General features: G+C 53.8%; 25 protein-coding genes. 11 read left to right on the forward strand and 14 right to left on the reverse strand.

What is annotated here, in order from left to right; genetic code table 11:
- Window positions 1–148: 148 nt before the first annotated feature.
- Complete coding sequence (locus tag F822_RS14940) at window positions 149–526, reverse strand: hypothetical protein (RefSeq protein ID WP_082204643.1); 378 nt, start codon at window positions 524–526, stop codon at window positions 149–151.
- 270 nt (window positions 527–796) lie between these two features.
- Here F822_RS14940 and F822_RS11760 point away from each other — a divergent pair, with 270 nt between their 5' ends.
- Genes F822_RS11760 through F822_RS11770 form a run of 3 tightly spaced genes read left to right on the forward strand, consistent with a single transcriptional unit; the run spans window position 797 to window position 5,557 of the window.
- A complete protein-coding gene (locus F822_RS11760) occupies window positions 797–3,529 on the forward strand; it encodes a 3-keto-alpha-glucoside-1,2-lyase-like domain-containing protein (protein WP_025041086.1) in 2,733 nt (910 codons plus the stop codon).
- 28 nt (window positions 3,530–3,557) lie between these two features.
- A complete protein-coding gene (locus F822_RS11765; protein ID WP_025041085.1) occupies window positions 3,558–4,496 on the forward strand; it encodes a DUF6209 family protein in 939 nt (312 codons plus the stop codon).
- 35 nt (window positions 4,497–4,531) lie between these two features.
- Complete coding sequence (locus tag F822_RS11770) at window positions 4,532–5,557, forward strand: DUF1259 domain-containing protein (protein ID WP_231623509.1); 1,026 nt, start codon at window positions 4,532–4,534, stop codon at window positions 5,555–5,557.
- A gap of 192 nt (window positions 5,558–5,749) precedes the next feature.
- Here F822_RS11770 and F822_RS11775 read toward each other — a convergent pair whose 3' ends face one another.
- Both F822_RS11775 and F822_RS11780 read right to left on the reverse strand, forming a co-directional pair.
- Entirely contained in the window at window positions 5,750–6,121 is a 372-nt protein-coding gene (locus F822_RS11775) for a cupin domain-containing protein (protein ID WP_025041083.1), read from the reverse strand.
- A gap of 26 nt (window positions 6,122–6,147) precedes the next feature.
- Window positions 6,148–6,459, reverse strand: coding sequence for a hypothetical protein (locus F822_RS11780; RefSeq protein ID WP_025041082.1), 312 nt, complete (start codon window positions 6,457–6,459; stop codon window positions 6,148–6,150).
- Between the two features lie 385 nt (window positions 6,460–6,844).
- Here F822_RS11780 and lon point away from each other — a divergent pair, with 385 nt between their 5' ends.
- Window positions 6,845–9,268, forward strand: coding sequence for an endopeptidase La (lon, locus tag F822_RS11785; RefSeq protein WP_231623510.1), 2,424 nt, complete (start codon window positions 6,845–6,847; stop codon window positions 9,266–9,268).
- An 89-nt stretch (window positions 9,269–9,357) separates the two neighbouring features.
- Here lon and F822_RS11790 read toward each other — a convergent pair whose 3' ends face one another.
- The 3 genes from F822_RS11790 to ppa all read right to left on the reverse strand — a co-directional run bounded on the left by F822_RS11790 (window position 9,358) and on the right by ppa (window position 11,493).
- Window positions 9,358–10,086 (reverse strand): intradiol ring-cleavage dioxygenase, encoded by a 729-nt coding sequence (locus tag F822_RS11790; RefSeq protein ID WP_025041080.1) that lies wholly within the window; start codon window positions 10,084–10,086, stop codon window positions 9,358–9,360.
- Window positions 10,087–10,226: 140 nt separating this feature from the next.
- Window positions 10,227–10,862 carry a GNAT family N-acetyltransferase gene (locus F822_RS11795; RefSeq protein ID WP_231623511.1) on the reverse strand — a complete coding sequence of 212 codons (636 nt, stop codon included), beginning with the start codon at window positions 10,860–10,862 and terminating at the stop codon, window positions 10,227–10,229.
- An 82-nt stretch (window positions 10,863–10,944) separates the two neighbouring features.
- On the reverse strand, window positions 10,945–11,493 hold the full coding sequence (ppa, locus tag F822_RS11800; RefSeq protein WP_025041078.1) for an inorganic diphosphatase: 549 nt from the start codon (window positions 11,491–11,493) through the stop codon (window positions 10,945–10,947).
- A 166-nt stretch (window positions 11,494–11,659) separates the two neighbouring features.
- Here ppa and F822_RS11805 point away from each other — a divergent pair, with 166 nt between their 5' ends.
- Window positions 11,660–12,481: an alpha/beta hydrolase gene (locus tag F822_RS11805; protein WP_025041077.1), complete on the forward strand. Its 822-nt coding sequence runs from the start codon at window positions 11,660–11,662 to the stop codon at window positions 12,479–12,481.
- A 46-nt stretch (window positions 12,482–12,527) separates the two neighbouring features.
- Window positions 12,528–13,190 (forward strand): glycerophosphodiester phosphodiesterase, encoded by a 663-nt coding sequence (locus tag F822_RS11810; RefSeq protein ID WP_025041076.1) that lies wholly within the window; start codon window positions 12,528–12,530, stop codon window positions 13,188–13,190.
- 66 nt (window positions 13,191–13,256) lie between these two features.
- On the opposite strand, the gene F822_RS11815 is transcribed toward F822_RS11810, so the two are convergent.
- The 4 genes from F822_RS11815 to trxA all read right to left on the reverse strand — a co-directional run bounded on the left by F822_RS11815 (window position 13,257) and on the right by trxA (window position 16,935).
- Complete coding sequence (locus F822_RS11815; protein WP_025041075.1) at window positions 13,257–14,741, reverse strand: M48 family metalloprotease; 1,485 nt, start codon at window positions 14,739–14,741, stop codon at window positions 13,257–13,259.
- A 114-nt stretch (window positions 14,742–14,855) separates the two neighbouring features.
- Complete coding sequence (rpmE, locus tag F822_RS11820; RefSeq protein ID WP_025041074.1) at window positions 14,856–15,080, reverse strand: 50S ribosomal protein L31; 225 nt, start codon at window positions 15,078–15,080, stop codon at window positions 14,856–14,858.
- 126 nt (window positions 15,081–15,206) lie between these two features.
- The gene (rho, locus tag F822_RS11825; protein WP_025041073.1) at window positions 15,207–16,466 is read right to left on the reverse strand and encodes a transcription termination factor Rho; all 1,260 of its coding nucleotides are present in this window, start codon (window positions 16,464–16,466) and stop codon (window positions 15,207–15,209) included.
- A gap of 142 nt (window positions 16,467–16,608) precedes the next feature.
- On the reverse strand, window positions 16,609–16,935 hold the full coding sequence (gene trxA / locus F822_RS11830) for a thioredoxin TrxA (protein ID WP_025041072.1): 327 nt from the start codon (window positions 16,933–16,935) through the stop codon (window positions 16,609–16,611).
- A gap of 75 nt (window positions 16,936–17,010) precedes the next feature.
- Between trxA and F822_RS11835 the strand changes: the two genes are divergently transcribed.
- A complete protein-coding gene (locus tag F822_RS11835; RefSeq protein WP_025041071.1) occupies window positions 17,011–17,271 on the forward strand; it encodes a hypothetical protein in 261 nt (86 codons plus the stop codon).
- Here the strand turns inward: F822_RS11835 and F822_RS11840 are convergent.
- Window positions 17,245–18,948, reverse strand: coding sequence for a glutamine--tRNA ligase/YqeY domain fusion protein (locus tag F822_RS11840; RefSeq protein WP_025041070.1), 1,704 nt, complete (start codon window positions 18,946–18,948; stop codon window positions 17,245–17,247). The genes F822_RS11835 and F822_RS11840 overlap by 27 nt on opposite strands.
- A gap of 159 nt (window positions 18,949–19,107) precedes the next feature.
- Between F822_RS11840 and F822_RS11845 the strand changes: the two genes are divergently transcribed.
- From F822_RS11845 to hemB, 4 genes are all read left to right on the forward strand, one after another.
- A complete protein-coding gene (locus tag F822_RS11845; protein ID WP_025041069.1) occupies window positions 19,108–20,097 on the forward strand; it encodes a biotin--[acetyl-CoA-carboxylase] ligase in 990 nt (329 codons plus the stop codon).
- Window positions 20,082–20,843: a type III pantothenate kinase gene (locus tag F822_RS11850; protein WP_036575876.1), complete on the forward strand. Its 762-nt coding sequence runs from the start codon at window positions 20,082–20,084 to the stop codon at window positions 20,841–20,843. Before F822_RS11845 ends, F822_RS11850 begins: the two co-directional genes overlap by 16 nt.
- A 150-nt stretch (window positions 20,844–20,993) precedes the next feature.
- Window positions 20,994–21,728, forward strand: a complete 735-nt coding sequence (gene yihA / locus F822_RS11855) for a ribosome biogenesis GTP-binding protein YihA/YsxC (protein ID WP_025041067.1) — start codon at window positions 20,994–20,996, stop codon at window positions 21,726–21,728.
- 84 nt (window positions 21,729–21,812) lie between these two features.
- The gene (gene hemB, locus F822_RS11860) at window positions 21,813–22,814 is read left to right on the forward strand and encodes a porphobilinogen synthase (protein WP_025041066.1); all 1,002 of its coding nucleotides are present in this window, start codon (window positions 21,813–21,815) and stop codon (window positions 22,812–22,814) included.
- Between the two features lie 94 nt (window positions 22,815–22,908).
- On the opposite strand, the gene F822_RS11865 is transcribed toward hemB, so the two are convergent.
- From F822_RS11865 to F822_RS11875, 3 genes are all read right to left on the reverse strand, one after another.
- The gene (locus F822_RS11865; protein ID WP_025041065.1) at window positions 22,909–25,239 is read right to left on the reverse strand and encodes a penicillin-binding protein 1A; all 2,331 of its coding nucleotides are present in this window, start codon (window positions 25,237–25,239) and stop codon (window positions 22,909–22,911) included.
- A gap of 139 nt (window positions 25,240–25,378) precedes the next feature.
- Window positions 25,379–25,771, reverse strand: coding sequence for a SirB2 family protein (locus F822_RS11870; RefSeq protein ID WP_025041064.1), 393 nt, complete (start codon window positions 25,769–25,771; stop codon window positions 25,379–25,381).
- A gap of 2 nt (window positions 25,772–25,773) precedes the next feature.
- Complete coding sequence (locus F822_RS11875; RefSeq protein WP_025041063.1) at window positions 25,774–26,256, reverse strand: membrane protein; 483 nt, start codon at window positions 26,254–26,256, stop codon at window positions 25,774–25,776.
- Window positions 26,257–26,303: the final 47 nt, after the last annotated feature.

The following is a 26,303-nucleotide window of genomic DNA, read 5'->3' on the forward strand; positions in this document are numbered from 1 at the left end:
CGGTCCTTACGTAGATGAGAATGGGGCAAGTCTGCGCATGGCGCAGCGGCACAATGGGCACGAGGATAAAGGCCTCGAAGTATTCTCCCGGCGAGCCGGGTCCGCCCAAAGCAACGCCAGGGGGATACGCATGCTGAGACCTGCAGATTCAGCTTGCCAGGATGTTTCGGGGTGGATGCAGAGGTGACTCGGGAATGGATTCGGGAACGGTGGCAGAGACAAAGACCCCCAGAACTTCCATACCGGTGAAAGCGGGTACAGTTAAAGGAGCCGTAAAGAAAAAGGGCTGATACTGTCCTGCCGCGTGAAGACACAAATGAGTAGCGGCATCCAGATGGCCCTCATCGTTTATAGCCGCATGCTGATGAGCCTCGAGATGAGCTGTTGGATCGAGAGAAAGAACGTGATGCTCATGATCGAGCTCATGAGCGAAAACCTCGCCGTTAAATGCCCAGCTAAATGCGTTCGTCATCATAGTGACGAACAGTACAAGCATGACGGAGTGGATATGACGGCGTGGGTTCATGGCTTCTTAGATTCTATACCCGGGAACGAATAATGCCAATAGCTGCTTTTTTATCGTTAGCACAGGCCAAGCTCAGGATTTCGCATAGGGAGCAATGAACTGCCCAAATAATTCAGCTGCTCTCATTCTCGGAAATGCGCAAGTTTGTGAACTATAGTGATATGAATGTTTGATCCATGAGCGTAGAGGTCATCAACACTGTGATGGCACTTTCCTGCTCTCTCAATCAACCGAAGCAATCAAATAGTTACCTAATCAGGAGGAAACGACATGCCTCAATTGCTGGCCTCTGAATCCACCTCGTTTACGTTGGACAATATGGGCAGATTCCTCTGCAACACGTTGCAGGAAGCAGTCGATAGCGCCGCACAGACCGTCGGTGGGCGCCAGCGCGACTTTGATGTGATTATCATTGGCGGCGGCACCTTCGGGGCAGTGATGGCGGAACATCTTTTTATTACCGACGCCACGCGCAGTCGCCGGATTCTCGTACTCGAAGCCGGGCCATTCGTAGTACCCGAGCACGTGCAAAACATGCCGTTTATGGGTGGCGCGCCCGATTTGCGTGTGCCCTGGGTAAATCATCCGGCGCTGAACTACCTCGGCCTGATCTTCGCTGTCGGAGGACGTTCGCTGACATGGGGCGGGTGGTCGCCCGAGATGCTCGATGAGGAGATGGCGGCATGGCCACCGGCGGTAAAAATGGCGCTGCGGCCGCCACTTCCTGCTGAGGGATATTTCGCACAGTCGAGCCGGCAGATTGGTGTAAAAGAAACCAACGACTTCATCTACGGACCGCTCCACATCGCGCTGCGCAAACAACTCCACGCCGGGCTCAACACCCCGGGCAATGAAACCGGCTTTACTTTCGCTCAACTCCTCGATCATCCGGCAGTGCGCTACCCTGACTCCGGAGAACCGCCGCTGACCGCCGCGCTGCTTCGTGACTGGCTGGGCTTGCCCAGTACCGACACCACCCCTGAGGCGGTCCTGCACGAACTTTTCAAACTTGAAGCACCGCTTGCGGTGCAGTCGACAACCCTGCCCGGATTCTTTCCAACCAATAAATTCAGTGCGATCCCCGGCTTGATCAGCGCAGCAAGGTTGGCGAACAAAGAGGCGGACGGAGTAGGACCGGTGGCGGACGCACGCAAGCGGCTCATGATTGTGCCAAACTGCCACGTACAGGAACTCATCACCGAGACACAACCCGATAATTGGGTGCGGGTGACGGGCGCGCGTATCTGGCAGAATGGCGCATCACGGGATATTCTGCTCGCGCCGCCGCGAAATGGCCGGCAGAGTGCGTCGGTAATCGCGCTTGGGACGGTTGAAACCACGCGCGTGGCGCTGACCACCTTTCAGCAGTCGCTCGCGGGGCGCGCTGCACAGCGCATGGGTGAAAATCTCATTGCGCATCTGCGCACCAACCTCACCATACGGATACCGCGTGCGGCCATTGCGGCCAACTTGCCGGCTACGTTGATTCCCAGCCTCCAGGCATCGGCCTTGCTCATCAAAGGCAAGGCGCCCAATAATCGGACTTATCATTTCCAGATCACCGCCTCGGGATTGGGCAAACTGGGCACCGATTCCGAAGCCGAGCTTTTCAAGAAAATCCCGGATCTGGAACTCATCGAAGCGATGCGCCGCGCGAACGATGCGACCGTTATCATTACCATCCGCGGCATCGGCGAAATGACGACTCGCAATCCGGACAGCTTCATCGATCTTTCGACGCAGGAAAGCGACTTTGGGCGCCCGAAGGCCGTTGTTCATCTCGGCAACGCCAAAGCCAGTCCACAGCAGTTTCCCGGCAGTGCACAGACCAACAACGATCGCGCCACGTGGGATGCCATGGATGCGGTAGCCGATAAGATCGCGCTCATCTTCGCCGGCAATGAACCGTTCGAGATACTTCTCACCAATCCTGACGGCGCCATTCCGATACCCTCTGGTACCCGGGCGCAGCGACTCGCCATGCTCGCCGCGTTCAAGAACCGCCGCGACGACCTGGGTACAACGCACCACGACGCCGGCACGATGCGCATGGGCGATAACATCGCGGACGCTGTAACCAATGATTTTGGTCGTATTCACGACACCACCAATTGCTACATCGCCAGCCCTGCGCTCTTCCCCTCGCTGGGTTCACCCAACCCGATGCTCACGGGTGTTGCGCTGGGCCGTCGGACGGGAGATCTGCTCAACGGTGGCGTGCTCTTCGACCCCGACCCGGTCATCAATCTTCAGGACGAGGCTGGCTTCCGCCCTCTCTTCGACGGCACGGCGGCAACATTCAAAAACTGGACGCTTGCCGGACCCGGCGGTGGTGGCATGCTTCACCTCAACGGCGAGATGGTCAGTTATGGCGATGGCGCGCTACGGCTGTTCTACTACTCCCAGGAAGCTTTTGGCGATTTCACGTTGCGCCTGCAGTTTCGCATCTTCGACGCCACGAATCACAACAGCGGTGTATTCATCCGCTTCCCGCGTCCGACGCTTGGCCTGACTGCAGCTCTCCAAAATCGCATCTCGCAGCAACCATCGCCCGAACCTTCCTTCGATGCGGGAAATTCAGCCTGGAAACCTGTGGTTGCTGGTTTTGAGGTCCAGATAGACGACAATGCCCGCGGGGATTCCGGCAAGGACTTTTATGGCATCAAGCCTGAGCCGGATGGATTATTTAAAAACCGTACCGGCGCGATCTATAAAATTCAGGCTGGCGACAGGGTCTGGCACCTGAATTTCAACGAACCGGCCGTGCAGAACTATACGCCCGGCCCCGCGCTCGTTCCTGCTGTCTGGTTTGAATATGAGATCGTCGTGCAGGGCAACGACTATACCGTCTTCCTCACCAACATCGAGACCGGGGAACGCAAGCAAACGACGATATTCCACAATACCGACGCGGACCGCGGCCTATCCCCGGGATTCATCGGCATCCAGGCTTATGCGGGCAGCACAGTGGCCTGGCGCCATGTCCGCATCAAGACCGCTTAGCCCATACCAGCAGAAAGCAGGGGAAATCATGAAATCCAAAGCAACGATTCAGTTCCTCAGGGATTGGCGCGAGTTCCAGCATGGCATGATCGAGCGAAATGGACGGCTCAAGGTCGAGTATGACATGCACCGGCTACCGCATTGTTTCACGGCATGGCATGGCGCCGGGCTCGGCGATATCACCGCATATATCCGCTTTCATCCTCGAGGGGAGGTCGTTAGCGGCAGTGTGATTGCTCCGGTCCGAAACCAGGAAAGCCCGCCTGGCATGATTATCGGGCATGTGCCTGCGCCATTTGAAACCGCAGTGCCGGACGACGCTGCACAGGCGGAGATCTGGTTCCACAATTTTTATCAGACCAGCACGCATTGCGACGCCTGGGACAGCCGATTTGGTTCCAATTACTGGTTCGAGATCGATGGTGCGCCGGCGCAGACCCCAATGCAGCCGGTCGCTTATCGCAACGGTGCGATAACAAGTCCGGAGACGGTCAATGTGCTGGAGCACAGCGCTGTCAAGGTGAATGTCTTTCCATCACTGCCGGAAGGCGGCCCCCGCCAGGGCACAGACTTGCAGACGATGCTGAAGGTGACCGCATGGGTCAGGGAAACCACTTTCGGCGCCAACGCATGGATTGACGTTCATGTCTTTGACGGTGGCGACAAGCTGATACATTCCGAAACGTTGACGCTGCCTTATAGCGGCTTTGGCCCGGCATTCCGTTATGAGTTCTCGGGCAAGGTCTATCAAGGTTCAACCGCCACTCCGGGATCGGTACAGCCCCGGCCCGATGCACGAAAAATCCAGTATCGCCTGTATTACGACATAAATTACCAGGTCTTCACTGACGGCATCCTGCATCAACTTCATCTATCCGAGGATGCCGACACTTCGGCGCATTCAGCCCATTCAGCCCATTCAGCCCATTCAGCCCATTCAGCCCATTCCCACAAGACGTCACATTGATGGCTGGCAGCTATGACGAACGTATTTAACCGGGTTTGTACCTGCTATCCATTTTTTATAAAGGTACTGTCAAATCTTGTCTTCCCCGCGAAAGCGGGAATCAAAAGGCCTTTCGAATTATTGCATGTCAATTACATAACCAGGAAACAGCCATGCCCGCTCTCATCCGCCTGATTACCGCTATACTCGCGCTAGTTGCCGCAACAGCCTACGCCGCCGATACCCCCGACACTTTGAATACGGCTGAAATAGAACAATTGACGGGTCTTAAAGGAACATACTCCAGCGAAGAAAATGTTTTCAAGGTATCCAAACCACGCACCGACGTAAAAATCAAGGTGGATAAATGGATGATGCCGCCATTCATGGGCTTGACCTCTTGGGCTGCTTTTGTCCCTGCCCAGGATGGGCAAGTGATGATGATGGGAGATACTGTTTTGTTCGAGGATGAGGTTAATCCAGCCATGAGCATGGCATTTGATTCAGGACTGGAAGTTACCGCTTTACACAATCACTTTTTCTTCGATGAACCGAAAATCTATTTCATGCATATTGGCGGCGTGGGTAACGCCGCACAGCTTGCCGCGGGCGTAAAAAAGGTTTATGACAAAATTGCCGAAATTCGCGCTATACAACCTGTACCTGTGCCCGAGTTCCCTAAAGCAATTTCGAAGGAAAGCAGAATCTCCGCAGGGCCTCTCGAAACAATCTTGGGAATAAAGGGTATATCAAAAGATGGCATGTTCAAAATTACGGTTGGCCGTTCCGCTACCATGCATGGCGCGCAAGTCGGCAAGGAAATGGGTATTAACACATGGGCAGCATTTGGGGGTACAGATAGCCAAGCGGTTGTTGATGGAGATTTCGCAATGCTGCCAGATGAAATGCAGACTGTTCTAAAAATAATGCGGGCAGGCGACATCAATGTCGTCGCGATCCATCAACATATGACCCATGATCAGCCGTATTATTTATTCATGCACTACTGGGGCAAGGGCAACGCACAAGAATTGGCAAAAACGATCAGGAAGGCGCTGGATGCGAGTCGACGTGTTTCATGAATCTTGGGAACGTCAAATATAAGTCCCATTAGGCCGCCAAGAGCGAGCGGTTGCATATGGATTACAATTCACCAGATGAATTAGCGCTGATGGCACGGCTACGATATGTGCGTAAATTGGAGGGCTATCGATCAAAGCTCATGGAATCCGCATAGGAACTGCGCATTCTTTACGCCTGAATAGACTGGAGAGTCAGGAATTTTCCTCAACCCTTCCACGACCGCTTTCTCCGCCTTTAGGCCCCCAGAATACAACCCACGTGCCAAAATCGCCGGAAAAATTCTCGAACCGGTGCTCAACATCAGCAGCTACAAACAGGCAATCGCCCGGTTCGAACGAATGACGATCATTGCCGATGACAAGCTCACCCGTGCCTTTATGGATGAAGTAAACCTCATCCTGTTCATGCGGTGTCTGGGGATCGAGGCCGATGGGTGCATAATACTCGACCGACATGGTGCCATGAGCAAGCGCAACGGCGAATCGTTCACCCATGGGCCACTCTGCGGTAACTGGACCTGGAATGCGGGAAAATACTTCCTCAAACGTTGCTTTAACTTTCAATTGCCCTCCTCGCGGGCAGGCCGCGCTTAGTCATCCCTGGCAGGTTCATCCGTGGAACTGCTCGGTATTTCCTGGAATCTGCCGGTAAGGGACGCAAGAAACTGGCTGTGGGTAGTCAGCAGCTTATAAAGCGGGAACGCGAGCGCGCCAAAGATTATGCCCAGAAGCAGGCCTGCAAACGGTGCTAAAAGGAGAACAAGAAGTGCTTTCCCTATACCGCTGCTCTGAAAAGTGAAAAATGCGTTTACGGGGGAAAATAACGTATTGGCACAACAGAATGCCAGTGAATTGAACTTTACGAAGGAAACGAAGCTAAGTTGTACGAGATATCTGCTCATTTATTTCTCTGACAATGGATTGAGCCTTGCCGAAGCACGGCCGTTACTGCTTCATTGTATGAAATAATCCGGGCCTGCGTGAGATTTATTCAGGCTTTATTCAGAACCCGCGTAGCTCGGGGATATCCGGAGCGCTTCCCTCCCTCGGCTCCGGTGCAACGAACGTGCGAATGCGAATGCCGGTATTTCAGGTGCTGTCTCGCTCTTATGGCTGTTCTTCCTAAAGTGTGAAAACATTGTTAAGCCAGAAATAATTCTATTCAAGTTGACGCTCGACCAGCGAATGCTAGACTGGAACATGGAAGCGATAATTTATCGTCTTTCATCCTGCTCCGCTACCGGTCTTTTATACCCATGCATGACGGTAGAGGCTGAGCAGATCCCTATGACTTATACACTTAGCAAAGAATCGTTTATTGCCGAGGGAATCGTTATGGAACAGTCTGCCGTCACCCAGTTCAAGTTACCCAAGGACGTGATCGCGCTAGTGCCTATGCGCAACCTTGTGGTGTTTCCCCACGTATTGACGGCGATCACCGTTGGCCGGGCAAAGTCAATCGCGGCAGTGGAGCATGCGCTGCACTCCAACTGGCCGTTGGGCATCGTTCTGCAAAAGGACGCGGCCGTCGACGAGCCGGGGCTCGATGCCTTGCTCAATATGGGCACGATAATAAGCATTGTTCGCCACCTCACTTCGGCCGATGGGCTGCGCCACGCCGTATGCCAGGGTCTGGAGCGGTTCTGCATCGAAGAACTGGTCGAAGGTTATCCGTTTCTTGCCGCTCGTATACGGCGCATTGCCGAGCCAGCCGAGGTATCCACAGAGGCCGAGGCGCTGGCAATGCAGTTGCGTGAACGCACCGTGGAAATTCTCTCGCTCTTGCCCGGGGTGCCGGCAGAGCTTGCGCACGCGTTGCAAGCTACACGAGCACCATCGCATCTGGCGGATATTGCCGCGAGCCTGCTCGATGCCGAAGTCGGTGAGAAGCAGATGCTGCTCGAAACCTTGAGTACGGAAGAGCGGCTGAAAAAAGTGCTTCAGATCTTGTCGCGTCGCATCGAGGTGCTCAGGCTCTCGCAGGAGATTGGTGAGCGAACGAAAGAACAATTGGTGGATCGCGAGCGCAAATTCCTGTTGCGTGAGCAATTAAAGACGATCCAGAAGGAACTGGGTGAAACTGAAGGCAACGACCAGGAGATCACCGAACTGGATGAGGCTATCGCCAAGGCCGGCATGCCGGATGAAATCGAGACCCAGGCGCGGAAGGAGCTACAACGACTGCAACGCATGCCCTCTGCCTCAAGCGAATATTCGATGCTTCACATTTATCTTGAGTGGATGACCGAGTTGCCTTGGCGGCTTCCGGCTGACATGCCGATCGACCTGAATGCAGCACGCGCGATCCTGGAAACCGATCACTTCGGGCTTGAGCGCGTCAAGCAGCGCGTTGTCGAGTTCCTGGCGGTGCAAAAGCTGAAGCCTCAGGGGCGCGCGCCGATTCTTTGTTTTGTCGGCCCGCCGGGGGTGGGCAAGACTTCCCTCGGCCAGAGCATCGCGCGGGCGCTGCAGCGGCCGTTTGTTCGCGTATCCTTGGGTGGCGTGCATGACGAGGCGGAAATGCGCGGTCACCGCCGCACATACATTGGCGCTATGCCGGGTAATATCGTGCAGAGTCTGCGCAAGGCCAAAGCACGCAATTGCGTGATGATGCTTGACGAGGTAGACAAGATGTCCGCCAGTCTTCACGGAGACCCATCGGCTGCACTGCTGGAGGTGCTGGACCCGGAACAAAATTCGACTTTTCGGGATAATTATCTCGGCGTGCCTTTTGACTTGAGCCGCGTCGTCTTTATTGCGACGGCGAATGTAATTGATAACGTGCCACCCCCGGTGCGCGATCGCATGGAGATTATCGACATCCCCGGCTATACCCGGGAGGAAAAACTTCAGATCGCGCTGCGTTACCTGGTGGCTCGCCAATGCGAGGGCAACGGCCTGACCGAAGGGCAGTGTGAAATAACGGTCGAGGCGTTGAATAGCATCATTGCGAATTACACTCGTGAGGCCGGCGTACGCCAATTCGAACGCGAGATCGGGCGTGTGATGCGTCATGCGGCCATGCGGGTTGCCGATGGTGCGCAGCTCAAGGTGCGGGTCGATATCGCAGATCTGGATGGTATCTTGGGCCCTGCCAAATATGAGCATGAGATCGGCTTGCGCGCCAGCCTGCCGGGCGTGGCTACCGGCCTTGCATGGACGCCGACAGGCGGCGATATTCTCTTCATCGAAGCGACGCGAGTCAGTGGGCGCGGCCAACTGATTCTGACAGGGCAGCTTGGCGGGGTCATGAAAGAGAGTGCTCAGGCCGCGCTCACCCTGGTAAAGGCGCTCGCGGGCGATTTGCATATTCCGGCGTCAATGTTTGACGGCGTGGACGTTCATGTGCACGTGCCGGCGGGAGCCATCCCGAAAGACGGCCCCAGCGCCGGGGTAGCCATGTTTATAGCGCTCGCTTCGCTTTTTACCGACCGGCCGATAAATCACGATGTGGCAATGACCGGGGAGATCAGTTTGCGCGGAATGGTATTGCCCGTGGGGGGAATCAAGGAGAAGGTGCTTGCGGCTCAGCGTGCGGGTCTGCGCGCGGTACTACTGCCGGCGCGCAATGAAAAGGATTTGCGGGATGTGCCCGAAGCGACGCGCGCCACACTGGAATTCGTTTTCCTGGAAACGGTGGATGACGCAATTCAGGCGGCACTGGGTCAACGGGGCACCAGTCGCGCCGCTTCCGAATTCAAGCTGATATAAGAAGTTTCTGAACCAGCCGCCTTCGAACTCATGCATGTGATCCAAGGGTTTCCGAGTTTGCTGCGGCACTCGCGTCATCCAAAAAATAACTAACCCGTTTCGAGCCCGACATCGAACGTTGTCGCGTACTCCTTTCCGGTTTCCAGAAGCGTAAGCATCAACTGGTCTCCCCCTTCGCGGAATATGCTGTCGCCCTCATTTCTCGTTCTCGGCAGGTAGGACCCTTTTCTTGCATATGCCGGCTGCCGTGCATATACCAGGTCCGTAATCGAGTCGTTGAAGTAGAGCTGCGACGTAAACTCGCGGGCCCGCGCATATTTCGGGTCAGTACGTATCTTGAAATGAATATGAACCGTTCTGCCGGGATACCAGCCGGGGTAAATAGTGAGAAATCGTACGCTGCCGCTTGTGTCCGTCACTTGATAGCCGCGCAGGAATTTCTTGCCGACGGTGTTGAAGCTGCTATCCGTCACATCGGAATAGATCCCCTGGGCATCACAGTGCCAAATATCCACAGAAGCGCCCGCAAGAGGCTTGCAGTCGATTCCATTGCCGGCCTTCGTACCTGTGCCGGCGGCAAAAACACGGATCTCAAGTGCGAGTGGAAGTCCCTCTTTTATCGATCCATCCGAAGGATCGGATCGAATATCCGAACGATGCAGATGCTCATCGACGAAGTAGGGACCTTCGGTCTGCTGAGGGGTGAGGACACATGAGAGAGCCCTGCGCACCGGTTCGCTGGCGTTCGCGGATGAATATCCACTGAGCCTGTTAATGCCGGCTGCACCGATCAGAGTGAGCATTTTCCGTCGATTCATGTACGATTCCTCGCAACTGCCGGAACACGTTATCTCCCATAAAGTGGTGGACAGTCGCATCAGTGGCGTTGTCGGTTAACTACTTTGATAGCGCCGCTGCCTTCAAGTTCATGAAATCGATTTAATTTCGACAATGGAGGTTATGAGGCTGGCGTAATTTCCGCCACAGCGGATTCATTGCCGTGTTTGTGGAACGAGAGCCTGCTTGTTAAATTGTTTTTTACCGAGGGCCATTCATGCTGGAGTATCGAATAGACAACCGTGTCACGAACCGAACCGTCACGCATTACTTGGTGATTGCGTAAAATCCCGTCCTGCTTCGCTCCCAGTCGTTCAATTGCCGTTCTTGAAGCCTGGTTGAAAAAATGTGTCCTGAACTCTACCGCGATGGCTTTTTTTTGCTCGAAGACATGTTGCAGCAGCAACAGCTTGCTTTCGGTATTTACCCCTGTTTTACAGGCGGATTTTGCATACCAGGTATAGCCAAGCATCGGTCGCCTGTTTTTTTCGTCCACGTTATAGAAGCGCGTGGTTCCCACTATCCTGTTCGCATCATTAAGCCGAACCGCAAACGCGATATCCCCGTTCCTGGCATTTTCAATGGCTTTAGCCACATAATTGCCGATTTGGGCAGGGGAGGGCACGTTGGCAAACCAGAGCTTCCACAACTCTCCATCCATTACCGCTGTCTTTAACGGATCGATGTGATTGATATCAAGCGGGTCAAGGGTTACAAGCGCTCCCTTGAGCTGGATAGGTTCAAGCCAGTGCATCATTGCATGCGTTCATATTGCCTTTCACTGACCTGTACCGTATCAATCTCCATCGTGCACGCCTGGGACCTGTTCAGTGGCTTTCCTAAAACATCGGCTTCTTTTTGGCTGTGTTATAGCGTTTTACACCGTTCACGATTTCCGCTTTTGCTTCTTTGACACCAACCCAGCCATTTACCTTGACCCACTTGTTTGGTTCCAGATCCTTGTAATGAGCGAAAAAATGTGCAATTTGTGAACGAATCAGCTCAGGTAAATCATCATGGGATTTTTTTTTGCGGTAGAGGCTGCATAGCTTGTCAACAGGCACGGCTAATACTTTGGCGTCTTCACCGGCTTCATCGGTCATTTCCAACATTCCCAGGGCCCTGCATCGCACGACCACACCGGAAATAAGCGGAACCGGCGAGATTACCAGCACATCCACCGGATCTCCATCGTCCGATAGTGTATGCGGAATATAACCATAGTTGCATGGGTAGTGCATCGCCGTTGACATGAAGCGATCCACGAACATTGCACCGGTTTCCTTGTCAACTTCGTACTTGATAGGATCGGCATTCATGGGTATTTCTATGATGACGTTGAAATCGTTGGGCACGTCACGGCCTGAACCAACCCGGTCGAGATTCATTTGCGTTCCTGTTACTGATGGCTGAAAAACGGCTATTATAACTATGAGCAGGCAGATTAACCCAGAAACCTTGAATAAGCTTCCGTGTACCAAATGACCGGCAACTGGGCAGATAAGCCCGGAAAATATTCATAGGTTCCCTAATTCCATCCTATCGGGCACCGATATGCTGTTCAATTTAGGCCTCATGGCCATGGCTGGGTATGCCGTTTTCGCGGCGGCAATTTTTTTTGTGCAGCCGCGTTTTGTCTATTATCCGGATTTTGGGCGAAGCATTACCGGAACACCGGATGACCTGGGGCTTGCGTACGAGTCAGTGGAAATCACGACCGCTGACGGCGAAATCCTGCATGGCTGGTTTGTACCGGCCCCGGTCGCAACCGCAACCGTTTTGTTCATGCATGGCAACGCCGGAAGCATTTCGCACCGCCTGGACTATCTGCCGATGTTTTACCGGCTCGGTTACAATACATTCATTTTCGATTATCGCGGTTACGGCGAAAGTAGCGGAACGCCATCAGAGGCTGGCACCTATCTTGACGCTCAGGTCGCCTGGCAATACCTTATCGAAAAAAAAGCTTTGTCGCCTGATAGTATCGTTTTATTCGGGGAATCCCTCGGTGGCGCAATAGCAGCATGGCTTGCGGCACAGGAAAAGCCGGCTCTGCTGGTGTTGGCTTCCGCGTTTACTTCGGTACCCGACATGGCCGCGAAAATGTACCCGTTTTTGCCTGTACGGCTGCTGTCCCGTTTCGAGTACAACACGATTGACTACCTGCGAAACGTTACCTGCCCGGTATTTGTCGCGCATAGTCCGCAGGATGAAATCGTGCCGTTTGCGCATGGTCAGGCGCTATATCAGGCAGCACCCGATCCAAAGCAATTTCTGGAGTTGCAGGGCGGCCACAATAATGGTTTCATTTACATGCGGGACGATTGGGTGAAAGTGTTGAATGAATTTATCGACAAGTATGTGCCTCCACGCTGAAGCGTCGGGCGCTTCGACGAACTAATATGGTTCCTGATCACAGATCATGCTGGTAATCGCTCATCGCGGATATCACGACGCGGTTCCTGAAAACACCATGGCTGCTTTCGAAGCGGCGGTGGCGGTAGGCGCGAACGGCATTGAAACCGATGTGCGCATCAGTCGCGATGGTTTGCCGGTACTGATTCATGACCGTATTATTGCATCCGGACAAGCGGTGGCGGAGTTGATCCGAAGTGACATCGAACGAATCGCAGGGCATCAGGTACCCACTCTGGATGAAGCGCTGGAACACTTTCCCGGCATCTTGTGGAATGTCGAGATCAAGACAATGAAGGCGCTATCCGCCGTGATTGGCGTTATCAAGAAGCATCAGGCTGGCCATCGTATTATCGTCACGTCGTTTCGCCATGACCTGGTGGCGATCTGCGCGTCGTCGCTCAAGGTCAATTGTGGCCTTTTACTGGCGCATCGGCCGCGAACGCTGAGTTCATTGCTGGCGGACTTGAACGATAACGGCAATCCCAGGATCAATCATATCGTATGGGATTATGATGTGCTGGACAGCGATCTATTGAAGCAGGCGTCTTTGGATGGTTTCCGCAATTTCGTTTATGGTCCCGTCACTAAAGCCGAGCACGACGATTGCCGGGAACTGGGCGTGGATGGGGTGATTACCGATTATCCGCTTCTGGTGCAAAATGCGTAGTGCAGCTAAAAAAAACAGGACTTGGGAATTACGCATGCTATAAATCACCCAGGGTAGAGCAATGGTTTATTTGACGATTTTGATGATCTGGCCAGCGGCGGGCTCTCCCTCGGGATACTGGCCGTTGAGCAAGCGCAGGTAACTTTCGGCGTTAACTCCAAGAGGAGACTCTTTGGCCAGCTCAGCATAACTCAAGCCATTGGCGGCTTTAATGGTTCTGATCTCAAGTGCCCTGGCAGACTTTTTTTCCGCATCGGTAAGTGCGCGAAAACTTCCGATGGTGCTGGAGATGGCATCCCGGTAGCGGGCGAACGCCGCGGGGGAGTCGCCTCGTCCCGCGACAAGGTATGCCTTGCCCTCATGATAAATAACGGCAGCCTTGAAGGGTCGCTCGCCCTGCGCAATGGGCGTTACGACAGCTACTGGCAGGCCATTACTGGTTATCGATAGAATTTCCGCAGGGGATTCAGGGCGAAAGCGTTCCTGGGCAAGATCGGCTGGCGCCCCGCGTTGGTCACCCAGAGGCCCTAACACCACCATGGCCTCCCCGTCGGGACTTACCGCAACCACTTCATCCGGTTTATTCCGGATACGCCAGCCGGACGGGAAAGACAGCATGAAACCCATTTGCTTATGTTGAAACGTGTTTCCTCGCACGACTCCCTGGCTGGCGGCATCGCCGAAAATCATGCCTTCGGTCTGGTGCAGGAATTCCGCGCGGTGATCATCGAGTTTTCCCGGCCGGGCATATCGATTCGCTTCACCAACCACCTCCTGCAATCGTGTGTCATTGTCAGGGTGGGTGGCAAAAATACCATGATAACGTCGCGGCTCGCGTCCTTCCTGCTTCGCGGCTTCGATATCGAACAGTTCCTGATTTTTAAGCACGGAAATGACTTTGATCATCGCTTGCGGATCGTAACCGCTGCGCGCAAGATACTCCGCACCCAGACGGTCCGCCTCCAGTTCATGGTTGCGGCCATAGCCTGAAAGAAGAGCGCTGCCAGTAACCCCGAGAAGGCTTTGAACGCCTTGTGCCAATTGTCCGCCAAGTTGCGGCATGAATATGCCTGCTGCCAGGCCGCCAACGGCGGCGGCAACATTGGCTGCAGTGGCAGCGCTATATTGCTGCACGCTGTGGCGTGCCGTAACATGGCCAATCTCATGCCCTAGCACGGCGGCAAGTTCCGCTTCGGAATTAAGATAAGCCAGGATGCCCCGTGTGACGTAGATATGACCGCCGGGCAGGGCAAAGGCGTTTACCTCAGGGCTATCCACGACCGTGAAATGATAATCAAGCTGGGGGCGATGGCTTTTCCTGGCGAGCTTCTGCCCAATCTCGTTAACATAATTTTGCAAAGCCGGCAGACCGTCATAAGTATCATATGTCTTGCTTATCTCGGTAGCGGCTTGCCGGCCCTCGCGCATCTCATCGGCCTCCGACATGAGCGTGAAATTCCGGTTGCCCGTAACCGGATTTACCGCGCAACCAGAGAACTGAAGCAGGCAGCCGAGCGCGAGAGTCAATTGAAACGCGGTTACGATCCTCATCGTATTATTTTGATTTACCGCTGACAATAAAAGAGCGTAGGGAAACGAAAAAGAGCAGCGTGAAGCTGCTCTTTTTCTGCCTGCTCTTTTTCAGCAGATACCTGACGATTGATTTTAAGCCGCTGGTTGCTTTTCGAGCTTTTTTCCATATTTCTGGCGAAATTTTTCTACTCGCCCGGCGGTGTCAACAATTTTTTGCTTGCCGGTATAGAAAGGATGGCAGACCGAGCATACTTCGATATGCAACGGCTTGCCCATGGTGGAGCGAGTCTGGAATATGTTACCGCAACTACAGGTAACGGTGATTTCCTGGTAGTTTGGATGAATGTTTGCTTTCATGGCGTAGTCCTTGAGCTGAGCTGTGCCCGGTCGGCAGTAGATAGCTGCGGAGCAGGAAAAACTCTTATTATCTTATAATCCGGGGAGAGGTTGCAACAATGTATTCCATTAGGCGCAGTTTTTGTACTATACCCGGCGCATGGAATCGAAGAAATCCGCGTTATTTTTCGTGGCCTTGATCTTGTCGAGCAAGAATTCCATCGCTTCCATGTCATCCATTGGGTAGAGCAATTTGCGCAGCACCCAGATTTTCTGTAATACATCCGGTTTGATGAGCAATTCTTCCTTGCGGGTGCCGGAGCGGTTTACGTTGATGGCGGGGTAAGTGCGTTTTTCCGCCATGCGCCGGTCAAGATGGATTTCCATGTTGCCGGTACCCTTGAATTCTTCATAGATCACATCGTCCATGCGCGAGCCCGTATCCACCAGGGCGGTGGCGATGATGGTAAGGGAGCCGCCTTCTTCAATGTTGCGTGCGGCCCCGAAGAAACGCTTGGGGCGTTGCAATGCATTGGCATCGACGCCGCCGGTCAGTACCTTGCCGGAAGCAGGAACCACGGTATTGTAAGCGCGCGCCAGTCGCGTGATGGAATCCAGCAGTATCACCACATCCTTCTTGTGTTCGACCAGCCGCTTGGCCTTTTCGATCACCATGTCGGCCACTTGCACGTGACGTACCGCAGGCTCGTCGAAAGTGGAGGAAACCACCTCACCTCTGACCGAGCGGATCATCTCCGTTACTTCCTCGGGACGCTCGTCTATCAGCAATACCATCAGGATGACGTCGGGGTGATTGGCCGCGATCGCATGGGCGATATGCTGAAGCATGACCGTTTTTCCCGACTTGGGGCTCGCTACCAGCAGACCGCGCTGGCCTTTGCCGATGGGGGCAATGAGATCGATGATGCGACTGGTAACGTTTTCTTCGGCCTTGATGTCACGTTCGAGCAGTAGTCGCTCGGTGGGGAATAGCGGGGTGAGGTTTTCAAACAGAATCTTGTGCTTGGAATTTTCCGGCGGTTCGCTGTTGACCTTGTCAACCTTGACCAGGGCAAAATAGCGTTCGCCATCCTTGGGCGTGCGAATTTCGCCTTCTATGGAATCGCCGGTATGCAGGTTGAAGCGTCTTATCTGGCTGGGGGAGACATAAATATCATCGGGTCCGGCCAGATATGAGGTATCCGGAGATCGCAGGAAGCCGAAGCCATCCTGGAGCACTTCCAGGGTGCCTTCGCCGTAAATGCTCTCCCCCTTGCGAGCCTGGTTTTTCAGTAAGGCGAAAATCAGGTCCTGTTTTCGCAGCCGGTTGGCGCCGTCAATTTCGTTGGCGATAGCCATTTCCACCAGTTCGGTGACGTGAAAGTTCTTAAGGTCGGATAGGTGCATTGAGCGGAACTCGTGGGTGAAGAACAGGGGCGTAAAGCGTCAGGACGCGTTGGAAAAAACTGATGGGGCAGAGCGAGAATTAGAAGCGGTAGATCGAATAGGATTCCGCTTGGGGAGGCGGTTATTTACAAGATTAGCGATTTTAGATATGGCTGTCAATAAAAGCGGTAAGCTGGGACTTTGATAGTGCGCCAACCTTGGTTGCCTCGATATTGCCGTTTTTGAAAAGCATAAGCGTGGGAATGCCACGGATGCCATATTTTGGCGGGGTAGCCTGATTTTCGTCAATATTCAGTTTTGCCACTTTCAGCCGATCTCCATATTCCTTGGCCACTTCATCCAGGATCGGCGCGATCATCTTGCATGGTCCGCACCACTCAGCCCAGTAGTCAACCAGCACCGGCACGGCGGATTGCAGTACTTCGGCTTCAAATGTCCCGTCGGAAATATAAAGGATATGCTGGCTCATGTGACTTTCTCGTCCAAGTTAAATATATGCGGCTAATGACTACGGCAGGCAGGGCCAAACGACACCGATGCGATAATGCTGAAAATGAAGAAGCTGCAGTTCAGTCAGGGGTCTGTGGCAATATCAGAAATTATATATCGCTTCTTTTCCGGATGCTTTGCTTTTGTATTTTTTATATGCTATCGAAAAAATGCAGGAAAGGGAAGCAGCTTTTTCAAGAAAGACGGGCTTGAGTTGAATTCGCATTATATCACAGTAGAACCGGGCAAGTTCGGTATCGGCGTCAATCGTAATTTCAACCGTCGTGTTTCAGGCCTTGGCGGGCTTGCTCCATGAATCCCGCAGCGTAACCGCTCGATTGAACACCGGTTTTCCGGGTTTCGAGCTCTCACGGTCGGCGATGAAGTAGCCATGGCGTTCGAATTGAAAACGGTCTTCCGGTTCAGCTTCGCCGAGCGCCGGTTCTACATAGGCATTGATAATTTTCTTCGAATTGGGGTTCAGAAAAGCCTTGTAATCCTGCCCCCCCGCGTCGGGCTGGACATGGGAAAACAGACGATCATAAACCCGCACTTCGGCCTGTCGCGCATGGTTTGCCGAAAGCCAATGTATGTTGCCCTTCACCTTGCGTTTGTCCGCGCCTGCGGTGCCGCTCCTGGTATCGGGGTCATAAGTGCAGTGAATTTCGATGACTTCTCCGGCGGCGTCTTTCACGACATTCACGCATTTTACGATATAAGCATAACGCAACCGCACTTCCGTGCCGGGCGAGAGGCGGAAGTAGCCCTTCGATGGTGTTTCCATGAAGTCGCTGCGCTCGATATAGATGATTTTCGACAGGGGCACGATGCGGTTTCCCCACTCCGGTTTTTGCGGATGGTTGGGCGCCAGGCAATCCTCCTCGCTGTTTTCCGGATAATTATCGATAACGACCTTTAGCGGCTCCAGGATAGCCAGTCGCCGGTGAGCGCGTTCATTCAGGTCTTCGCGAAGGCAGTCTTCCAGCATACCCAGCTCTATCCACGAATCGGCCTTGCTGACGCCGATGCGCTCGGCAAAAAGCCGAATGGACTCGGGCGTGTAGCCGCGGCGCCGTACCCCAGCCAGCGTATTCATGCGCGGGTCATCCCAGCCATCGACGAAACCCCCCTCGACCAATTCGATCAGCTTGCGCTTGCTCATGACGGTATAGGTGAGATTCAGCCGCGCAAATTCGATTTGCTGGGGATGACAGGGGACAATATCAGCCAATTGATCCAATACCCAATCATAGAGCGGACGGTGATCTTCGAATTCCAGCGTGCAAAGCGAATGAGTAATTTTCTCCAGCGCATCGGAAAGGCAATGCGTGTAGTCGTACATCGGGTAAATGCACCATTTATCGCCGGTGCGGTGATGATGAATATGGCGGATACGATATATGACCGGGTCGCGCAGGTTGATGTTGGGAGACGTCATGTCGATTTTGGCGCGCAAAACATGCGTCCCGTCTGCAAACTCTCCCGCTTTCATCCGTCGAAACAAGTCAAGATTTTCTTCAGTGGCGCGTTCACGATAAGGGCTATTCTCGCCAGCCTCGGTCAGTGTTCCGCGTAGCGCGCGGATTTCCTCGGCAGTAAGGCTGTCTACATACGCCTTGCCCCGCTTGATGAGGTGCTCGGCAAACTCGTAAAGCTTATCGAAATAGTCGGAGGCGTAATGGAGGTGCTTGCCCCAGCTGAAGCCCAGCCATTCAACCGAATCAAGTATTGAATCGACATATTCCTGCTCCTCTTTTTCAGGATTGGTATCGTCAAAACGCAAATGACATATACCGTTATAATCACGGGCAAGGCCAAAGTTGAGGCAAATGCTTTTGGCATGGCCGATGTGCAGGTAGCCATTCGGTTCAGGCGGAAAACGGGTTTCTACGCGTCCGTCCCATTTGCCCGTCCTGTTATCTTCTTCGATGATATTACGGATGAAGTTGGAAACGGGCAGCGCCGCGGGCCCGGTCGCAGGGTTATCTTTCAAATTAGCCTCTCATGTCATTCATTCATTCATTATGCTTAACGCTGGTTCACCTATTATAGAGAGATTAGCGCATTACGCTAAATCCGATAAAAACCCTTCACGCCGATTAATGCGCAAGCTGTAGCGCAGGCCGGAAAAATTTGCACTACACTGGTTAATATGAAGCCGCTCACTTTTTCTATTCTGCGCCTGTTGAGCGATAACGAATTCCATTCGGGCGCTACCATTGCACAAACCCTGGGTGTTTCCCGGGCCAGCGTGTCCAACGCGCTACGAGACGTGGATGAAGCCGGTCTGACAGTACACAGGGTTTACGGTCGTGGCTACCGCCTGCTCGATCCGGTGCAATGGCTGGAACAGGAGGCTATTCTGAAGCACCTCGGCAGCGAGGCGGACAATATCGACCTCGAAGTGATGGATAGCATCGACTCAACCAACACTTTTTTGCTCCATGAAGCTTCGAGAGGGATAAATTGCGGCAGGGCCGGTATTCATGTGGTTGCGGCAGAATTGCAAACCGGAGGACGTGGACGGCGCGGACGGCAATGGCATTCGGGTTTGGGCGGCAGCCTTGCTTTTTCGATGTCATGGCAATTTCAGCAGGGTGCCAGCTTCCTGTCCGGCCTGAGCCTCGCGATTGGAGTGGCGATCATACGCACGCTCGAGTCCGCGGGAATCGAGGGCGCGGTACTCAAGTGGCCCAACGACGTCATGTACAACCTGTGCAAGCTTGCAGGCATACTCATCGAATTGCACGGTGATATGCTGGGTCCCTCCGCTGCCGTCATTGGCGTGGGCGTAAACCTGAAGCTGTCGGATAATATACAGGCGCGTATAGACCAGGGGGTGACGGACGTGTATTCGATTACCGGTAAAATGCCTGATCGAAATGAATTATTGGCTGCGCTATTGATTGATCTCGCAGCCGCGTTGAGAGAGTTTGAGCGCCGAGGCTTTGCGCCATTCAAGGAAGAATGGGTGAGTCGCCATCTTTGCGAAAATAAGATTGTCAAACTTCGCTTCCCCGACGGTTCAAGCCAGGAGGGCACCGTTCATGGTGTGGCGGATGACGGATCGTTGCTGCTGCAAACTTCGGCAGGTATTCGTAGCTACAGCGGTGGCGAGATTACGCTATGCAGAATAGCCTGAAACCGCTTTTGCTGGCAGTTGATTCCGGCAACACCCATATCAAGTGGGGACTATACGACGGGAGCAACCGGCTGAAACAAGGAGTCGTGGCACAAGGAAAAAAGGTGCTGCTGGAGCGAGAATGGGAGGTTCTGGAGGAACCCTCGCGTATCATGGTATCCCATGTTGCCGACGCGCAGGCCGGGAGCGATCTGTCCGAGCTATTTGCCCGATGGAAAACCCAACCGGAATGGATCCATGCGGTTGCTTACCAGTGCGGCGTGCGCAACTACTATGCGGACCCCGCCCAACTCGGCAGTGATCGCTGGGCGGCCCTGATTGGCGCATGGGAATCGGAACGGCAAGGATGCCTGGTCGTGGACGCCGGGACCGCAATGACTGTTGACGCTCTTACCGACACAGGTGAATTTCTTGGCGGCATTATTACTCCGGGTATTGATCTGATGCAGCAAATACTGATGAGGGATATCGTATCCTTGAAATCCGCGGAGGGGAAATTCTGCGATTACCCTGACAGCACCGCGGATGCCATATGCAGTGGCGCGATGCATGCAATGGCCGGCGCCATCGAGCGGATGGCCGTGACGCTTGCAGGTACCCTGGGTCGCGTGCCTGACTGTATTTTATGCGGAGGCTCGGCACAGCGGCTGCTGCCGCAACTTAACGTCAATGCCAAAGTAATGGATAATCTGGTATTACAAGGCCTGCTGGCAATCGCCCAGGAGAACCCGCAGGCACCGCTGTAAATTCAGCTTTCATCCGCAGCAAGTTGGAAGCCTCTGAACAGGTCTCGTCCCTTCAATGCGATTATCGGTCCGTTCGTATCCTGGGGGACTTATTTGGAGGCTCTGGAAATTTTGTTTTTAGCTATCTGCATTTACTCTTTTGGTTGAAATATGTCCGTTTTTCAGCATGCAACGTTTTATACCACTGTCAATCAGTTGAGCCATTTGCCGTCACCCGACGGGGTGGAGATAGCCTTTGCCGGGCGGTCGAATGCGGGCAAGTCCAGCGCGATCAACGCGCTGGCTACTCGGGGCCGCCTTGCTTTCGTCAGCAAAACGCCTGGACGCACTCAGCATTTGAATTTTTTTCAGCTGGGGGGCGACCGTTTTCTGGTGGACCTCCCTGGATATGGCTACGCCAAAGTACCCATCGATGTACGGCGGCATTGGGAACACCTGCTCAGCACTTATCTCCAGACGCGGGAATCGCTCTGTGGAATGGTGCTTATCATGGATGTGCGGCACCCGTTGACCCCGCTTGACCGCCAGATGCTGGTCTGGTTTGCGTCAACAGGAAAACCGGTGCATGTGCTGCTCACGAAATCGGATAAGCTGACCAGACAGCAGGCAGAAAAAATACTCAAAGAGGTGCTGGCTTATTTACGTGAAGCTTATCCGCAATGCAGCGTACAGTTATTTTCCAGTAAAACCAGGGAAGGGGTGAAAGACGCCACGGCCTTGCTAGGCACGTGGCTGGGATTGGAAGCTGATTCGGTTCGGGAACCGAATGCTGTTCCGAAGCAAAAAATAAAAAACCCCCGGTTAAAGGGGAATAAAACCGGGGGCAAACATACCTTAATAGGGATTAAGGTACCCGCTCAGGGAGGAAAAGCGGGAGACAATTAAGCAACGTCTGCAAGTAAGACGCAGGATTCGAGTACAAGTTCCCGGTTTTTCATTTTTTATCAATTTTCTTTTTTAGGTAGACCAATGCCAGTTTTAAACCAGTTTCCACAGAAGAGGATGCGGCGCATGCGTCGCGACGAATTTTCTCGTCGCCTGATGCGGGAGAATCGTCTGCATCCGGACGACCTGATTTATCCCGTATTTGTACTGGATGGAGAAAATCGGGAGGAGACCGTATCCTCGATGCCGGGTGTTGTGCGGCAAAGCCTGGATGTACTGCTGCATCGAGCGGAAAAATGCCTGCGGCTCGGCATACCGGCTATCGCGATATTTCCGGTTATCGAGCCCGGTCTCAAGAATCTCACCGCCTCGGAAGCCTTCAATCCTGCAGGGCTCGTGCCACGGGTAGTAAGGGAGCTGAAGAAGCAATTTCCGGAGCTGGGCGTTATTACCGATGTTGCACTCGACCCCTATACCAGCCATGGCCAGGATGGGTTGATCGATGCCCATGGCTATGTGATGAACGATGAAACCGTCACCGTGCTGGCACAACAGGCGCTGATGCACGCCCAGGCCGGGGCGGACATAGTGGCGCCGTCCGACATGATGGATGGGCGCATTGCAGCGATCCGGGAGGCGCTTGAAGGTCAGAAGTGTACTCATACCCGTATTCTTGCTTATTCCGCAAAATATGCTTCCGCTTTTTACGGCCCTTTTCGCGATGCAGTGGGCTCCGCCGCCAATCTGGGCGCGGGTAACAAGTATACATATCAGATGGATCCGGCCAATTCAGACGAGGCGCTGTGGGAGGTAGGTCTGGATCTGGAAGAAGGCGCCGATATGGTGATGATAAAGCCTGGTTTGCCTTATCTGGATATCGTGCGCCGCGTAAAGGACCGGTTTGGCGTCCCTACTTTTGTCTACCAGGTAAGCGGTGAATATGCCATGCTCAAGGCTGCTGCGCAAAACGGCTGGCTTGACGAAAGAACATGCGTTCTTGAATCGTTATTGGCTTTCAAGCGTGCCGGCGCTGACGGCATCCTGACCTACTACGCCCTCGATGCGGCGGAGTGGCTGAAGGAGTAAACAGGTAGGTCGGGCTCCGCCCGACATCGTTTCTTTGATCGTCGGGCGGAGCCCGACCTACTGGTGGGTTGGCATGAGGTATGGACCGCTTCATTCACGGTGACAAAAACTCCCTGATCACGTCCTCCACCGATTTTATCGCTTCGTCCACCTTGTCGTTCGCTTCGGGCGGTAGCTGCTCTTCCAGGAAATATTCGGTCATGGTACCGTGCGCTTCCCTCAAACCGGTTTCAGGGTTGATTTTTGCTGTGGTGATGCCGGCAGGCGGCGTATAGGCTGCTGTCGGGACGCCTTTCAATGCCTTGCTCATATAGCTCATCCACATCGGCAAGGCAGCCCGGCCACCGGTTTCGTTGTTTCCCAGTGATTTTGGGTTATCAAAGCCGATCCAGGCGATAGCGACCAGGTCGGCCTGGTAGCCACAAAACCATGCATCGACATAATTGCTGGTGGTGCCGGTTTTCCCGGCCAGGTCGGCACGGCCGAGCTGTTTTGCCCTGGTCGCGGTTCCCCGCTGTACCACATCCCGCATCATGCTGGTCATAAGAAAGGCGTTGCGCGGATCTATGATCTGCTTGGCGCTTTCTCCCGCCAGCACGGGTTTTGGCTGCTCCAGTATATTGCCTCTCTCATCCTCGATGCGCTGGATGAAATAAGGTGTTATGAGAAAGCCCCCATTGGCGAACGCGGCGTAACCCACCGCCATTTGTATCGGGGTCACCGACCCGGCACCCAACGCCATCGGCAGGTAGGCGGGGTGCAGCTTGGGGTCGAAGCCGAAGCGGGCAACATAATCCTGCGCGTATTGAACGTCAATTGCCTGAAGAATGCGAATGGAAACCAGATTTTTGGATTTGGCGAGCGCTTCGCGCATGCGTACCGGTCCTTCGTAGGTGTCCTCGTAATTTCGGGGATCCCACTGATCGCTTCCTGTTTCCTCGGCGGTAAAGGAGAGCGGAGCGTCGTTGACGACGGTGGCTGGCGTAAAGCCTTTTTCCAGTGATGCGGAATAAATGAACGGCTTAAAACTGGAGCCCGGCTGGCGCCATGCCTGTATAACATGGTTGAACTGGTTCCGGTTGAAGTCGAACCCGCCTACAATGGCGCGAATTGCCCCGTCATGCGAGTTTATTGCGACCAGCGAGGCTTCGACCTGAGGAAGTTGCACGATATGCCACACGCCTTTTTCGTTCTTCCGTATCCGGATGAGCGAGCCTGGACGAATATATTGCTGACCAGAGCCCGCCTTGCTGGTGCTGGAAAGGGATTTCTGGGCAAACTTGAGGCCATCACCGGTAATCTCGATGATTTCCCCACCCCGTCGGTACGCCTTGACCGATTTCGTGCTGGCCGCCAGCACTACGGCAGCCTGGATATCGTCGCTGTCGGTCACTTCCTGTAACGCGTCTTCCAGTATCTCTTCGCGATCCTGGCCAGTTTGTGCCAGATTGATAAATGCTTCAGGGCCGCGATACCCATGCCGGCTGTCATAATCCATCACGGCTTGCCGCACCGCGTTGTAGGCTGCATCCTGATCCAGCCGTCGTATCGTGGTATAGACTTTGAAACCTTTGGTGTAGGTATCTTCACGATGGCGTTCATATACTGCCTGCCGTGCCATTTCTGCCACAAAACCGGCGTGCATTGCGAATTCCTGCGATTCGCGTTTGACCTGCAGCGGATGTTTTTCCGCTTCCTTGAACGCTGTATCGGAAATATAGCCGAGTTCGCGCATGCGCCGGAGGACATAAAGCTGCCGGGTTTTCGCACGCTTGGGATTGACTACCGGATTGAAGCGTGAAGGCGCCTTGGGCAGTCCCGCCAGCATTGCGGCTTCTGCAAGGTTGATTTTCTCCAGGCTCTTTCCGAAATAGACCTGCGATGCGGCAGCAAAGCCATAAGCACGCTGCCCGAGATATATCTGGTTGAAGTAAAGTTCAAGAATCTCGTTTTTGCTCAGGCTGTGTTCAATTTTGAATGCCAGCAAAGCCTCGCTGAATTTCCGAGTGAGTGTTTTTTCCTTGGTCAGGAAAAAATTACGTGCGACTTGCATGGTAATGGTACTGGCCCCTTGCCGCGCGCCGCCGGAAGTGAAATTCGAATAGGCCGCCCGCAATATGCCGGGATAATCCACTCCGCCATGCTGATAGAAGCGGTCGTCCTCAGCGGCCAGAATCGCCTGTTTGAGGCGTTCCGGGACCGAGCTGATCTTGACCACCTCGCGACGCTCTTCGCCGAACTCTCCGATCAGGAGACCTTCAGCGCTGTACACTCGTAAAGGGATTTTCGGACGGTAATCGGTCAGCGCTTCAAGCGAGGGCAATGTGGGAATGGTAACCAGCGCGGCAAAGCCGGTCAGCAAGACTCCAATAAGACCTAGCGCTAAAAATGCGGCGAGCAGGTAAACCCACCAACGTGCTAGCATGTAGAAAGAATTTTGAAAAAGAGAGTTAAGACGGACATATGCAATTATAAGGCATTACGTGACGCAGTATTACGTGAAGCAATGTGGCAGAAGCGAATGCTGGGAACGCTACGGCTTCTCAACTTGCAGGCTTGTCTGTTTACGAGGATGTAAAGGAAACTACCGCCGGATTCTTGGTCACGGCGACCAGTACGATATAAAGAAAAGTCAACTGAGCCGCGATCCACGCATAGATTCTTGCTTTACGGGTTTTGCCGAATTTCAGCGCCATCATTCCGAGGCCGATATAAACCAGCAGGCCGATGACTTTGGCGCTGAGCCATGAATCATGTATCGGATCCTGGTGAATCCTGGTAGCCAGCACGATGGCGCTCGTCAGCAGTATGGTGTCCACCACGTGGGGTGTAACTTTTACCCAGCGCTGCTGCAAAGCGGAAGATTCACGCATTTTCCATATGCTGCGCAACGAAAACAACAGGTAGCTGATTACCACACTGGTGACATGAATCATTTTTAATGCCGCGTAACTCATGCTCACTCCCCGCTCAACATCCAGCCGTGGCTGCCTGCCACAGCGCCCGCAATAGTGACAAGGCTTAACCCGAGCAATATCCAATGCATGCGCCGCATCCGGCGAAAAGTCTTCTCGGCGTCGTGCTGCGCTGTTTTCGGGGCCTGTTTCCGTAACACCAGCGGTTCCACCACAAACAACATCAAGGTAAAGATCAGCCAGACCAGAACCATGGCATGCATCCACCAGAAGCTCAATTCGGCAAAACGGCTCCATGCGTTCAGAAAATGCACCATGTAGAATCCGCTCAAGCCGACGAGTAACGTGACGAAGCGAGCCTGCGGTGCAAAGCGGCCTTCGATACGCGCAAAAAACTCCGTTCGCTCGGATGTCGACCTCATCTGTGCCATGGCTGGAATCAGCACGGTAGTGACCATCGCCACGCCACCAATCCATAGCACAACGCCCAACACATGGACCACCCGGGCGAAAGCGAACTCATCCATAGAAATAATCTCCCGGTCTTTCCTGCTCGAAACGCTTATGTAAAAAT

This window comes from Nitrosospira briensis C-128, assembly GCF_000619905.2.
Lineage (GTDB): Bacteria > Pseudomonadota > Gammaproteobacteria > Burkholderiales > Nitrosomonadaceae > Nitrosospira > Nitrosospira briensis.